This window comes from Aliivibrio sp. 1S175, assembly GCF_001690985.1.
Taxonomy (GTDB): domain Bacteria; phylum Pseudomonadota; class Gammaproteobacteria; order Enterobacterales; family Vibrionaceae; genus Aliivibrio.
In genome coordinates this window covers 79,493-93,745 of sequence record NZ_MAJS01000012.1, presented here as the reverse complement: position 1 = coordinate 93,745, position 14,253 = coordinate 79,493, and the positions used below count along the sequence as shown (strand labels likewise).

General features: G+C 38.2%; 12 protein-coding genes and 2 tRNA genes. 9 read left to right on the top strand and 5 right to left on the bottom strand.

Annotated elements, in window-relative coordinates; genetic code table 11:
- The first annotated feature begins 18 nt into the window (after window positions 1–18).
- From A6E06_RS06480 to grxB, 5 genes are all read left to right on the top strand, one after another.
- Window positions 19–102: transfer RNA gene (locus A6E06_RS06480), tRNA-Tyr, on the top strand.
- A gap of 85 nt (window positions 103–187) precedes the next feature.
- Window positions 188–271: transfer RNA gene (locus A6E06_RS06475), tRNA-Tyr, on the top strand.
- A gap of 164 nt (window positions 272–435) precedes the next feature.
- Complete coding sequence (locus A6E06_RS06470) at window positions 436–624, top strand: hypothetical protein (RefSeq protein ID WP_065593001.1); 189 nt, start codon at window positions 436–438, stop codon at window positions 622–624.
- A gap of 89 nt (window positions 625–713) precedes the next feature.
- A complete protein-coding gene (xthA, locus tag A6E06_RS06465; protein ID WP_065593000.1) occupies window positions 714–1,520 on the top strand; it encodes an exodeoxyribonuclease III in 807 nt (268 codons plus the stop codon).
- 153 nt (window positions 1,521–1,673) lie between these two features.
- Entirely contained in the window at window positions 1,674–2,324 is a 651-nt protein-coding gene (gene grxB, locus A6E06_RS06460; RefSeq protein WP_065592999.1) for a glutaredoxin 2, read from the top strand.
- A 293-nt stretch (window positions 2,325–2,617) separates the two neighbouring features.
- On the opposite strand, the gene A6E06_RS06455 is transcribed toward grxB, so the two are convergent.
- The 4 genes from A6E06_RS06455 to A6E06_RS06440 form a co-directional block, all read right to left on the bottom strand.
- The gene (locus tag A6E06_RS06455; RefSeq protein WP_065592998.1) at window positions 2,618–3,295 is read right to left on the bottom strand and encodes an ABC transporter permease; all 678 of its coding nucleotides are present in this window, start codon (window positions 3,293–3,295) and stop codon (window positions 2,618–2,620) included.
- Window positions 3,296–3,297: 2 nt separating this feature from the next.
- The gene (locus A6E06_RS06450) at window positions 3,298–4,038 is read right to left on the bottom strand and encodes an ABC transporter permease (protein ID WP_065592997.1); all 741 of its coding nucleotides are present in this window, start codon (window positions 4,036–4,038) and stop codon (window positions 3,298–3,300) included.
- 141 nt (window positions 4,039–4,179) lie between these two features.
- On the bottom strand, window positions 4,180–4,956 hold the full coding sequence (locus A6E06_RS06445; RefSeq protein WP_065592996.1) for an ABC transporter substrate-binding protein: 777 nt from the start codon (window positions 4,954–4,956) through the stop codon (window positions 4,180–4,182).
- A gap of 92 nt (window positions 4,957–5,048) precedes the next feature.
- A complete protein-coding gene (locus tag A6E06_RS06440) occupies window positions 5,049–5,819 on the bottom strand; it encodes an ABC transporter ATP-binding protein (protein WP_065592995.1) in 771 nt (256 codons plus the stop codon).
- Window positions 5,820–6,388: 569 nt separating this feature from the next.
- Here A6E06_RS06440 and focA point away from each other — a divergent pair.
- The 4 genes from focA (at window position 6,389) to A6E06_RS06420 (ending at window position 11,989) form a co-directional block, all read left to right on the top strand.
- Window positions 6,389–7,204, top strand: a complete 816-nt coding sequence (focA, locus tag A6E06_RS06435) for a formate transporter FocA (RefSeq protein ID WP_065593004.1) — start codon at window positions 6,389–6,391, stop codon at window positions 7,202–7,204.
- Between the two features lie 373 nt (window positions 7,205–7,577).
- Window positions 7,578–9,854 (top strand): formate C-acetyltransferase, encoded by a 2,277-nt coding sequence (pflB, locus tag A6E06_RS06430; RefSeq protein WP_065592994.1) that lies wholly within the window; start codon window positions 7,578–7,580, stop codon window positions 9,852–9,854.
- A 164-nt stretch (window positions 9,855–10,018) separates the two neighbouring features.
- A complete protein-coding gene (gene pflA, locus A6E06_RS06425; protein ID WP_065592993.1) occupies window positions 10,019–10,756 on the top strand; it encodes a pyruvate formate lyase 1-activating protein in 738 nt (245 codons plus the stop codon).
- A gap of 66 nt (window positions 10,757–10,822) precedes the next feature.
- Window positions 10,823–11,989, top strand: a complete 1,167-nt coding sequence (locus A6E06_RS06420; RefSeq protein WP_065592992.1) for a cupin domain-containing protein — start codon at window positions 10,823–10,825, stop codon at window positions 11,987–11,989.
- 109 nt (window positions 11,990–12,098) lie between these two features.
- Here A6E06_RS06420 and A6E06_RS06415 read toward each other — a convergent pair whose 3' ends face one another.
- Window positions 12,099–14,234 carry a methyl-accepting chemotaxis protein gene (locus A6E06_RS06415; RefSeq protein WP_065592991.1) on the bottom strand — a complete coding sequence of 712 codons (2,136 nt, stop codon included), beginning with the start codon at window positions 14,232–14,234 and terminating at the stop codon, window positions 12,099–12,101.
- Window positions 14,235–14,253: the final 19 nt, after the last annotated feature.

Here is a 14,253-nt window from a genome sequence, read left to right as displayed (position 1 = left end):
AGTATAAAAATCCCCGTTGGAGGGGTTCCCGAGTGGCCAAAGGGAGCAGACTGTAAATCTGCCGCGTAAGCTTCGATGGTTCGAATCCGTCCCCCTCCACCATTATTCTTCTTAGTCGTTATTAACGAATAAGATAACTTGATTGCTCCGTTGGGAAACGAGTTAGTTAAGTATAAAAATCCCCGTTGGGGGGGTTCCCGAGTGGCCAAAGGGAGCAGACTGTAAATCTGCCGCGTAAGCTTCGATGGTTCGAATCCGTCCCCCCCCACCATTATTTATCTCGTAAGAGATCGAAAAGCCAATTCAGAAATGAGTTGGCTTTTTTTGTGTCTGTAAGAAATAAAACGTCGAATTTCCTCTTTTTATTACTTGCCAAAACCACTGTTCAAATATACAGTAACTTTGTTTTTCGATAATATAAATAGAGGCATTAAAATGCACATAGCACAAACTCAAAAGCAGCAAGAACCGTCTCAATGGAAAACCTGCAGCCTATGTAATAAAGAGGCTTTTTGTAATCCATCAACTAGCGTAACGATGGCGTGGATAAAAGCGGGTTTTGGACAACAAAAATGCACTTGGCGATGTGAGACTTGTCAGCCTTCTGCTAAGTTAATGAATTAACTTATCTATCAAATTAATGGTAATATCATTGTATTAAAAGATCCTTTCTTAGATTAGGATTCAAAATAAAAACAAGGACTTTAACCATCATGAAAGTAATCAGCTTCAACATAAATGGCCTTCGTGCTCGCCTTCACCAGCTTCAAGCTATCATTGATAAGCACAACCCTGACGTTATTGGTCTTCAAGAAATCAAAGTACATAACGAGATGTTTCCTGTCGAAGCCGTTGAAGCGATGGGTTACAAAGTTTACTTCCATGGACAAAAAGCGCATTACGGTGTTGCTATGCTATGTAAACAAGAGCCTATTTCTGTTCAGTACGGCTTTGATACTGATACCGAAGAACATCAAAAACGCATGATCATGACAACACATCAGCGTGAAGATGGCTCACAGTTCACTGTTATGAATGGTTATTTCCCACAGGGTGATAGCATCAAGCATGAAACTAAATTCCCGTATAAACGTCAATTCTATAAAGATTTAATGACTCATCTAAACACTCACCACAATAGCGATGAAGAGCTCATTATAATGGGCGACATTAATATCAGCCCTATTGATTTGGATATTGGTATTGGTGAGCCGAACGCAAAACGTTGGTTAAGAACGGGTAAGTGTTCATTCCAACCTGAAGAACGTGAATGGCTACAAACAGTAAAAGATTGGGGGTTTGAAGATACTTTCCGTAATCTTCATCCAGAAGTAACCGACCAATTCTCTTGGTTTGATTACCGCTCAAAAGGTTTTGTTGATAATCGCGGTCTTCGTATTGATGTTGTTATGGCAACACCAACACTCGCAGCTAAATGTACTGACGCTGGGATAGATTACGAACTACGCGGCATTGAAAAGCCTTCTGACCACGCTCCAATCTGGTCTACCTTTAAATAATAAGAAGCTCTCACCTTAATGTAAGGGAGAGCTTTTTTATTACATGATTATTGCGAATGAAAATAAGTTAACTACGATATTCATTAAATACTCTACTGAATGATCTGGATATAAAATAAAACTTATTTAAACGCGTGTTATTGAGGAAATACAATGAAATTATTCATCTTTGATCACTGTCCGTTTTGTATGAAAGCAAAAATGGTCGCAGGAATAAAAAAACTTTCTGTTGAATTTATCTATATACAAAATGATGATGTCGATACTCGTATCGAAATGGTAGGTGCTAATATGGTACCTATCCTAGAGAAAGACGATGGCAACTACATGGCTGAAAGTCTTGATATTGCTAAGTATCTAGATGAAAACGACCATTATCCAGTCATTGAGCAAGGTACTTGTGCTGATGATATTTCAGAGTGGTTAAGTAATGTTCGTCCTTTATTTAATAAATTGACCTTCCCTCGTTGGACTCAATTATATTTGCCAGAATTTGAACGTCCTGAAGCCGTTACTTGGTTTACAGAGAAAAAAGAAGCATTTCTTGAGATGAGTTTTAAAGAGGCGCTTGCTCAAAGCGATGAGTACATTACTGAACTAAGGCCTTTATTAGTTGATGTTAATTTCATTACTTTACCGTCAGAAAAAGGCAACAAGATCACTTGGGATGACATCAATTTTTTCCCATTCCTGCGTAACCTAACCGTAGTGAAAGGGTTGGATTTTCCTCCGCACCTAAAGAATTACTTAGATGAGATCAGTGAACTTACTGGTGTTAATTTATTTTTTGATGTCGCTGTATAGCACTAATTTAATTCGTGGTTAGAAAGTAAAAAAGAGCACATAAAAGTGCTCTTTTTCTTCTAATTACAATTAGAACCAGCGTTGGAACCAAAGTATTTCACCATGCTCAATGAAATCAAAAGCACTCAAAAACAATGCACAAATCACGACTAATTTTACTAGCCTTACCAATAAAAATGATACGTTCATAACAATCTCCTCAAGAGTATAATCTGACCATTTACTTACTCAGATTGATATTAACAAAAAAAGAGCACATTCAGTGCTCTTTTTAATGTGTAACTCAAAGACAGTTAACTTAATGGTCTCATAAATCGTAACATGCGTGTCTCCAACTGTTTAAACACAAAAATAATGATAAACGTTAGACACATATAGAACAAACCAGCTGCAATATATGACTCAAATGGCGCGTAATAGCGAGAATTAACTAATCGAGCGGCACCGGTTAAATCCATCAAGGTTACAATCCCAGCAATTGCAGAACCATGTAGCATAAAAATCACTTCATTACTGTATGCAGGTAAGGAACGTCGCAATGCACTTGGTAAAATAATGCGTTTATAAGTTTGAAATTGGCTCATACCATAAGCCTTAGCAGCTTCAATTTCACCTTGCGGTAACCCATTAATTGAACCCCGAACAATTTCAGATGTGTATGCTCCTGTATTTAATGCAAAAGCAACCAAAGCACAGAAAGAGGCATGCTCCCATACTGTGTCTTTCACTGGATAAAATTGATCCATCCCGTAGTAGATAAGGTACAACTGGATTAGTAAAGGTGTTCCTCGAAAGAAATAAATATAAGCCCAAGCTGGAACCCAAATTAATGGATTAGTGCTGTTCCTTGCTATCGCAGAAGGTACTGCAATACACAACCCAATAACCAAAGAAAGCGCGACCAACCAAACTGTAGTCCAAAGCCCCTCTAAATAAACAGGTAGGCTCTCAATAATAATTGAAAAATCCATGCTTACCTCATATGAATACTAAATTTACGCTCAACTAGCTTTAGCGCACCAGTAGATATTGCGGTGAATAATAAGAAGATACAAGCAACGGTCATATAAAAAGTAAACGGCATTTTCGTTGTACCTGCTGCCATTGAGCTAACACGAACCATATCTTCTAACCCAATAATTGAAACTAATGCGGTTGTTTTTAATAACACTAACCAGTTATTACCAAAACCCGGTAACGCATGCCTAATCATCTGTGGAAATAAAATACGACGAAATGCCATTGGACCACTCATTCCATACGCTTTTGCGGCTTCCATTTCACCACGATCTACTGCCATTATCGCACCACGAAATGTTTCTGCCATATAGGCACCAAAAATGAAACCAATAGTAAGCACGCCAGCAATAAAAGGACTGATTTCAACATAATCAGGAAGGTAAGAAATCCACTCATGATCTGGATTTGAATTCGTCATCCATTCATTTATCCATTCATTTGTGGCATATAAACCATTATTCAGCAGCATCTGACCGCCAAAAAATAACAACATCATTAAGACAAGATCTGGGATCCCACGAACGACAGTAGTATAAAGTGTCGCAATAGATCGAGCCCAGCGATAAGGTGCCAGTTTAGCTAATGCACCTAGCAATCCTAAACACACTGCTAAAACGAGAGATAACAACGCAACTTGTAATGTAACCAATGCGCCCTCTAAAATAGAGGACTCGTATCCTTGTAAATCTAACATACTGCTTCCAAGCTCTTGCTTTCATATTAGAAAATAATACCAACCCGCAATAAATTGCTAATTCATGACATGGTTTAAATCGGTATTAAAAGAGACAATATCAGCTCTATTGCCTCTTTTACGTAAACTAACGGTGTTTATTTATTCACCATATACATCGTAGTTAAAGTATTTCGCGGCAATTTCTTGATAAATGCCTTTTTCACGTAATGAATCAATTGCTGCGTTTAATTGGTTCGTTAAGTCTTTATCTTGCTTACGAGTTGCGATACCAAAGCCATCACCAAACCATTTTGGATCGGTTAATGAAGGACCAACAAACTCATACTCTTTACCGCCTGGCTTGTTTAATAAGCCTTCTTCAAGTGCTGACGCATCACCAAGAACAGTATCAATGCGACCTGCTTTAAGATCTAAGTATGCTTCATCAAATGAGCCATAACGTTTAAGATCAACGCCCTTACCAAAGTTATCTGTTAAGTATCTATCATGCGTTGTAGCACGTTGAACACCCACCGTTACTCCCTTAAGGCCCTCTTTTGTCATTACTAAATCTGTCCCTTTTTTAGCTACAAATTTATTTGGGATAAGTGCGTATTTTTCAGTAAAATCAATTTTCTTTTTACGCTCTTCAGTAATAGACATTGCCGCTATAATAGCATCGTATTTACGCGCTAATAGTGATGGAATAATGCCATCCCAATCTTGAGCAACGATCTTACAACGAGCTTCCATTTCTTTACATAATGCGTTAGCGATATCAACATCAAAGCCTTTTAATTCACCAGATGGCTCTGTCCAACTAAAAGGAGGGTAAGCACCCTCAATACCAAATCGAATTTGCTTCCATTCTTTTGCTTGAGCTGCGCCAGTGACGGCTGTAGATGCAATAACTGCTGCTAATAACCACTTTTTCATTTCCTTGCTCCTGTAACTAACTTAATTATTATTATCTATACTTATTAATATTTTTAACTGTGTCATGTTGCGATAGTACTCATCTCACCAATTTAATAAATCGATGAAATAAATTGTTGTAACCGTTCAGATTCTGGATTGGTAAATAACGTTGCTGGATCACCCTGCTCTTCCACTAATCCTTGATGTAAAAACATAACATGATTGGATACATCACGTGCAAATGCCATTTCATGAGTAACCACCAACATGGTACGACCATCTTCAGCAAGATCTCTCATTACACCAAGAACCTCTCCGACCAACTCAGGGTCTAGTGCCGAGGTTGGTTCATCAAATAGCATAACTTCTGGATCAACCGCTAATGCTCTTGCGATTGCTGCTCGTTGCTGTTGACCACCAGATAGGTGCCCAGGGTAATAATCTCTGCGTTCATATAACCCGACTTGTTTTAATATTTGTTCTGCTTTTTCAATCGCTTCTGCTTTAGGCACACCTAAAACGTGCACTGGTGCTTCAATTACATTTTGTAATACAGTCATATGAGACCATAAATTAAAACCTTGAAATACCATCGCAAGACGAGAGCGGATTCGTTGAACTTGTTTTTCATTAGCAGGAACGGACTCACCTGAACGACTATTCTTCATATCAATGAGTTCGCCATTTACCCAAATCTCACCTTTAGTTGGTGTTTCGAGTAAATTAATACAACGAAGGAAGGTACTTTTACCCGAACCAGATGATCCAATAATAGAAATCACGTCACCTTTATTTGCTTCTAAAGAAATGCCTTTTAATACTTCATTTTGTCCAAAGTTTTTATGTAAGTCTTTCACCTCTAGCGCGACTACATCCTTCATGCGCCATAACTCCTAATTTAGTAAGTATTGTTATAATATTGAAAACTTAAATACAAACAAAACATAACACCGAGCAACCAAAGTAGCAACAAATCATCAACTAAATATGACATGTGAAACACTTAATTATAAAAATTAGAATCTTCAAATCCATTACTATAATTTGATTTTAATGAAATTAAATTACAGCTTTTTATCTAATCACAGAAAAAAACACAGGAAACTGTCATTTTATTTCACTAAATAACATAAAATGATCGAGATCAATCACCTTTGAAACATATCTGATAAGCTTAAAGTGTTAGTTAAAAACAAGGTAAACCATTACCTACTTTGCAATTTCGATATAAATATATCAAAATCCGTAACGGTATATAAAATAGGACTGCTAAGTCAGTTTCGTTAGATGATTAACGACTTTTTATAGACATTAATATCACAAATTAATCATATTCGTATAATGATAAACAGAACTTAAAACTAAACAGTTTTACATTTCCTATCATTACAAAGGACATCAGCTCGTGAAAAAAGAATACAACCAATTCGATGCTATTATTCCACCGGACATGGCAAAAAAAGCCGAAGACGTGGGTACTTATAAAGCAACTAAAGCGCCATTCCAGTCTTTCTACCTTGCTATTACTGCAGGTGTTTTTATCTCTATCGCTTTTGTTTTTTACATTACCGTAACAACAGGTGCTGGTGATGCTCCTTGGGGAATGGTTAAATTTGTTGGGGGCTTGGCTTTTAGCTTAGGTCTTATTCTTGTTGTAATCTGTGGTGGTGAACTATTTACTTCATCAGTATTAACTACCGTTGCAAGAGCAAGCAATAAAATTACGACTAGCCAATTATTAAAAAACTGGTGCGTTGTTTATTTTGGTAACTTTATTGGCGCAATGTTTTTTGTTGCTATGATTTGGTTTGCTAAAATGCATTTACTTGATAATGGCCAGTGGGGCCTTACCGCAATGAAAGTAGCGCAACACAAGCTGCACCACACTTTTGGTCAAGCGGTAATTTTGGGCACTTTATGTAATCTAATGGTTTGTTTAGCTACTTGGATGACATTCTCTTGCCGTAGCAATTCAGATAAAGTTCTAGTGATGCTACTTCCTGTTGCGATGTTCGTCGCTGCTGGTTTTGAGCACAGTATTGCAAATATGTTTATGGTCCCATTAGGTATCGCCATTCATGCTTTTGCTAGCCCTGAATTTTGGACAGCAATCAATGTTGACCCATCTGTATTTGCAGACTTGACCATTGGTAACTTTGTTGCGAATAATTTGATTCCAGTGACTATCGGTAACATTATTGGTGGCGCTGTTTTAGTCGGCATGACTTACTGGAATATTTATTTAAAACCAGATGCTCGTCACTAATTTTGAATGATTGAAGCTGGTGATACGTCACATTAATGCTCTATTTTACTATAATGTATGCTATTAAATTTAGAGTTTCATCCCAGCGTTAAGTCAGTGTTACTATAATACTTCGGGAGTAGCGTCAACCGCTACTCCAGTTTTATTAAAAAAGTTTAATGTTTATTGATTTAGTTTAAGGTTTACAAAAAAAGTTTAAGCTATGATTGAAAAATAGAACGATTAGTCGCAATATGAATGCTTATAAATTAGATTTATAACCATCCATATTGTAATTAAGTATAGAGTGTACTATTTGCCCATACGGGTTGTGGTCTATTCATAAACCACTTAAATAGTACGTATTTTTTCTACTAAGAAAGGTAGGTATATCATGGCAGAGCAATTTGCTAAAGCTTGGACAGGTTTTGCAGACGGTGAGTGGCAAAACGAAGTTAACGTTCGCGATTTCATCCAAAAGAACTATACACCTTATGAAGGTGATGAAGAATTCCTAGTTTCTGAAGGCACTGAAGCAACTAACAAGCTTTGGGCTAAAGTAATGGTAGGCATTAAGCAGGAAAACGCAACTCATGCGCCTGTTGATTTTGATACTTCTGTTATCTCTACTATCACTTCTCATGATGCTGGCTACATTGAAAAAGACCTAGAAACAATTGTTGGTCTTCAAACTGAAGCTCCTCTAAAACGTGCAATCATCCCTAATGGTGGTGTTCGCATGGTTGAAGGTTCTTGTAAAGCATACGATCGCGAACTTGATCCTATGGTTTCAAAAATCTACTCTGAATACCGTAAAACACACAATGCTGGTGTTTTCGATATCTACACTAAAGACATTCTAAACTGTCGTAAATCAGGTGTTCTAACTGGTCTTCCTGATGCATACGGCCGTGGTCGTATCATTGGTGATTACCGTCGTGTTGCACTTTACGGTATTGATTTCCTAATCAAAGACAAACTAGCTCAATTCGCTTCTTTACAAGAACGTTTTGAAAAAGGCGAAGATCTAACAGCAACAATGCAACTTCGTGAAGAAATTGCTGAGCAACACCGTGCTCTAGGTCAAATCAAAGTTATGGCAGCTAAATACGGCTGTGATATCTCTGAGCCAGCTCAAACAGCTCAAGAAGCAATTCAGTGGACTTACTTCGGCTACCTAGCTGCTGTTAAATCTCAAAATGGTGCAGCAATGTCTCTAGGTCGTACTTCGACTTTCCTAGACATCTACATCCAACGTGATATCGACGCAGGTCTTCTAACTGAAGAACTAGCTCAAGAAATGATCGATCACTTCGTAATGAAGCTACGTATGGTTCGTTTCCTACGTACTCCTGAATACGATGAATTGTTCTCTGGTGACCCAATCTGGGCTACAGAATCTATGGGTGGTATGGGTCTTGACGGTCGTACACTAGTTACACGTACTAACTTCCGTTTCCTAAACAGCCTATACACTATGGGTCCTTCTCCTGAGCCAAACATCACGGTTCTTTGGTCTGAGCAACTGCCTGTAGGCTTCAAACGTTTCTGTGCGAAGGTATCTATCGATACGTCTTCTATCCAGTACGAAAATGATGACCTAATGCGTCCTGATTTATCATCAGATGACTACGCAATCGCTTGTTGTGTATCTCCAATGATCGTTGGTAAGCAAATGCAGTTCTTCGGTGCTCGTGCTAACCTTGCGAAAACAATGCTTTACTCTATCAACGGCGGCGTTGATGAGAAACTGAAAATCCAAATTGGTCCTAAAGAAGCACCAATGACAGATGAAGTTCTTGATTACGCTAAAGTAATGGATCGTCTAGATCACTTCATGGATTGGTTAGCAACTCAATACGTTACAGCATTGAACTCTATCCACTACATGCACGACAAATACAGCTACGAAGCGTCTCTAATGGCTCTTCATGACCGTGACGTTCGTCGTACAATGGCGTGTGGTATTGCTGGTCTATCTGTTGCAGCCGATTCACTATCTGCAATCAAATACGCGACAGTTAAACCAATTCGTGACGAAAACGGCATCGCTATCGATTTCGATATCGAAGGTGATTACCCTAAATTTGGTAACAACGACGCTCGCGTTGATGATATCGCATGTGAACTAGTTTCTACGTTCATGGGTAAAATCCGTAAGCTTACTATGTACCGTAATGCTATCCCTACTCAATCTATCCTTACTATTACATCTAACGTTGTATACGGTAAGAAAACTGGTAACACACCAGATGGTCGTCAAGCAGGTGCTCCTTTTGCTCCTGGTGCTAACCCAATGCACGGCCGTGATGAGAAAGGTGCTGTAGCATCACTAACATCAGTAGGTAAACTACCGTTTGCTGATGCACAAGATGGTATCTCTTACACATTCTCTATCGTTCCTAACGCACTAGGTAAAGATGATGACAACCGTCGTTCTAACCTTGCTGGCCTAATGGATGGTTACTTCCACCACGAAGCTAACGTAGAGGGTGGTCAACACCTTAACGTAAACGTTCTTAACCGTGAAACTCTAGAAGACGCAGTTAAGCACCCAGAGAACTACCCACAACTAACTATCCGTGTTTCTGGTTATGCTGTGCGTTTTAACTCTCTAACTACTGAACAACAAAAAGACGTTATCGCACGTACTTTCACTGAAACTCTATAATTTCAGCGTTAATTAAGTAGTATTAAGCCCTGCCATTTTGGTGGGGCTTTTTTTTATTTCTAATTTCCTCTTAATTCCCCCTCATTTCTCTAAGGTTTACCCTACTTAATTACCTCAAAGTGTAATAAAATGGCCACATAATTATAGCTCGGAGAAATGTCGTCATGTCTGTAGGTCGTATTCACTCTTTTGAATCTTGTGGTACCGTTGATGGTCCTGGTATTCGCTTTATCATCTTTTTACAAGGCTGCTTAATGCGTTGTATGTATTGCCATAACCGCGATACTTGGGATACACACGAAGGTAAAGAAGTTACTGTTACAGAATTAATTGAAGAAGCCAAAAGCTATCGTCATTTTATGAAAGCATCTGGCGGCGGCATCACGTGTTCTGGTGGTGAAGCCATGCTTCAACCTGAGTTTGTTCGTGATTTTTTCCGTGCTGCACAAGCAGAAGGTATGCATACCTGTTTAGACACGAATGGCTATATTCGCAAACATACTGATGTTATCGATGAAGTATTAGAAGCTTCAGATCTTGTTATGCTTGATCTAAAGCAAATGAAAGATGATGTTCATAAAGAATTCATTGGTGTATCTAATGCTCGCGTTCTCGATTTCGCTCGCTATTTACACAAAATCGGTCAAAAAACATGGATCCGTTACGTTATTGTTCCTGGCTATACTGATGATGAAGAATCTGCACACCTACTTGGTGAGTTCATTAAAGATATGGATAACATTGAGAAAATTGAATTGCTTCCATACCATCAATTAGGTGCACATAAATGGGAAGCGATGGGGTACGATTACCCTCTCGAAGGCGTGAATCCACCGTCTAAAGAAACAATGGAAAAAATGGTAGAAATCTTAAGTCAATATAACAGTAACGTTAAATACTAAATCTTTTACTTCATCCTAAATTTATTCTAAATGCCCGAGTATCGGGCATTTTTATTGGAAATAATCATGTATCAATTAAGCTTTTCATTAAAAGAATTCCTTGCTGAATATTGGCAGAAAAAACCCGTCATTATTAAAGGTGGTTTTGAAAACTTCCAAGACCCTGTAACCCCTGAAGAATTAGCTGGTTTAACATTAGAAAGCGACGTTGATTCACGCTTTGTTTCTAACTTAAATAACGAATGGAAAGCAGAACACGGTCCATTAACCGAAGAATTATTTGATACGCTTGGTGAAACCAACTGGTCTATTATCGTCCAGGCGGCTAACCACTGGCATGAAGGGGCGGCAGAACTGTTTAAACCGTTTAAACAAATGCCAAATTGGTTATTTGATGACATTATGATCAGCTATTCTGTACCGGATGGTGGTGTCGGTCCTCACATTGATCAATACGATGTATTTATCATTCAAGGTCAAGGTAAGCGTCACTGGCGTGTTGGTGATATTGGGGAGTACGAAGAAGAGCATCGTCATGGTGCACTAAAGCAAATCACAGGATTTGACCCTATTATTGATCAAATTTTAGAACCTGGTGATATTCTTTATATCCCACCAGGCTTTCCACATGACGGTTACGCACTAGAACCATCAATGAGCTATTCAGCAGGCTTTCGCTCTCCAAAAGAACAAGAGCTAGTGAGTAACTTTGCGGATTTCATTATTGAAAATGAAAAAAATGATGTGCATTACCATAATCCAGATCTTCAGGCGCAAACTCACGGCACTGAAATTACAACACAGAGCTTTGAAGACTTAAAAGCCATGATGTTAAATGCAATGTCTGATGAACAAAGCCTTAAGCAATTTATGGGAGAGTATTTAAGTAACTCTCGTCACCATTTAAATATTCTGCCGGATACTGAAAAGTGGACAACAGAAGAATTATTAGCTTATCTACAATCCGGTCAAGCTCTGATTAAAGTGGCAGGTGTTCGCGCTTTTTATCACGAAGAAGAAGCATGTGAAGATAACATGACACTTTATATTGATGGTGAGAGCTATGTGTTCCCACTAACAGTAAAAGAGGATGTGATTGCCTTATGTGAATCATCAGAATTTACACTGTTTGATATTGAGAACTTACTGCAAGATCCGTATTCAGTAGCTAACCTGCTGCAATTTGTCAATACAGGTTACTGGTTCGTAGAATCAGATGAAGACGAAGAATAACAATTACTTCACGAATCTGATTTTTATACTAATGTAATTAATTATACAGATTAAACAACAACGCCCATGAATTTAACTCCATGGGCGTTTTATTTTCATCGTTTAAACTTTAAACTTTAAATTGTGACATCAACTCTTTTTGCTGAGTAGATAAAGACGAAAGCTCCAACCCTACTACTTCGCCTGAATTAGCTTGCTCTAGCATCTTCTGGCTTGAATCTCTAATATTGCTGACACTTTGGTTTACTTCATTAGATACCGCTTGTTGCTCTTCTGCTGCCCTTACAATCTGCATATTCATATCTTGTATCGTTACCACCGCATCACTGATTTGCTGCAAACTTTCTACTGATAATTTAATGGTTGATGCTCCATCTAAAGCTATCGTATTTCCTTCGGTTATTGCAGAAACTACTGATTTAGTTCCTGATTGCAACTGATCAATAACCGTACGGATCTCATCAACAGAATCCCCAGTACGACTCGCTAGTTGACGAACTTCGTCAGCCACAACAGCAAACCCTCGTCCTTGTTCACCTGCTCGTGCTGCTTCAATGGCTGCATTCAATGCTAATAAATTTGTTTGCTCTGAAATACCTTCGATAACCGATAAAATCGTCGTAATATTAATGCTATTACTTTCTAATTCTTGAGCTACGGGAACCGCTTTTTCCATATTAGCGACTAAAGATTGGATCACTGATTCAGTCGTTAGTATTAACTCTTTTCCTTGCTTTGATGCTGATTCCGCTTGTTTAGCCGCATCCGCAGCCAAAGTAGAGTGATCAACCACTAAGCTTGCTGTTTGAGTTAACTCTTCAACAGCAGTAGCAACCATATCTACTTCTTTAAATTGAACATCACTCCCTTCTTTAGACTTAATTGCTATAGCACTGGAGCGTGCAGCCACATTAGATAATTCATCGCTACTTTGTGCTACATCTTTAATTGTAAATTGCAGTTTTTCTAAGAAAGCATTAAACCAATGTGCCAATTGTCCTACTTCATCATTACTTTGTATAACCAAACGTTGGGTTAAATCCCCTTCACCAGAAGCAATATCTTTTAAGCGTGCCGCAACTAATGAAATAGGCCTCACAATCTGTTTCGTTGCAAACCATAAAGCAATCAGAACCAACAAGGTCAACCCTAGACCTGCACCGGCCTGCATAAATAAGAATTCGTTCCCTTGCTCTATAAGTAGCTGATCTAATTTTTCAGCATCAGAAAAAACGGTACCTCTATTTACTTCAATAATGACTCCCCAATATTGAGATTTTAAATTAATTGGTACAAAGACAAATAACTTCTCTTGATTAGCTGACCATATTAATTGTTCGGTTCCTTGTGATATCCAAGCAGGCACAGAGGATAGTGTGCCGTCATGTGTATCTAAACTCTGCCCAAAAGAGGCCTCTTTCTGGTCGGATAAAATCAGTTGTCCTTTACTATTAACAACATAGATAGCCCCTTTCCCATTGAATATGGCTTTATCCGCTTGAGTTATTAATCCCGATATTCGAGCAATATCAAGATCAATACCGACCATTCCAATAGTTTCATCTCCTTTGATTAATGGTGCCGTAATAGAGCTAATCAACCTTGTTATTCCATCACTTTCATAATAATAAGGGTCCATAATACATAATCGGCTTTCTTTTAAACTACAGGTAAACCAATAATTAGTGGCATCGCCGTTAGATTTTACGGTTGTATTACCTAACTCTTTCTCTGTAAAGATACGCATTTGAGCAACGTCATTGACCGATTTAAACCAATAAGGAGCAAAGCGCCCTACTTTATTTGAACTCGCATACCCTGCATCATGATAATTAAAATCTTCTCCATCTAACATATCAGGTAAATAGGTAATGTAAGTACCATAGATATTTGAATATTGCTCAACTGGCCGTTTCATCATCTCACTTAAGGACTCACGTAAATCACTACTGTCCATAAAAGTATCTTCTGCACTTTTTTGAAAGAACTGAGCACTCTCTGCAAGCATCTCAGCTCGATAAATAGCTTCATCTAAATACGTTTGAATTTGTTTGGATTGATTTTTTGCTTCTGCCATTAACAATGTTTGAGTTTGATAGATCACAGAATCTGATGTTTGTTTCTGAACAATTTTTTGATTTTCAATTGATGAATAAATTGAAAATCCAATAAGTGACGTAGCAAGGGTGATAAGTCCAATAGCTGCGGCTATGGTTATCTTCCATTGAAGTGAAAGTGACTGCATATAATATCCTTCTGATATG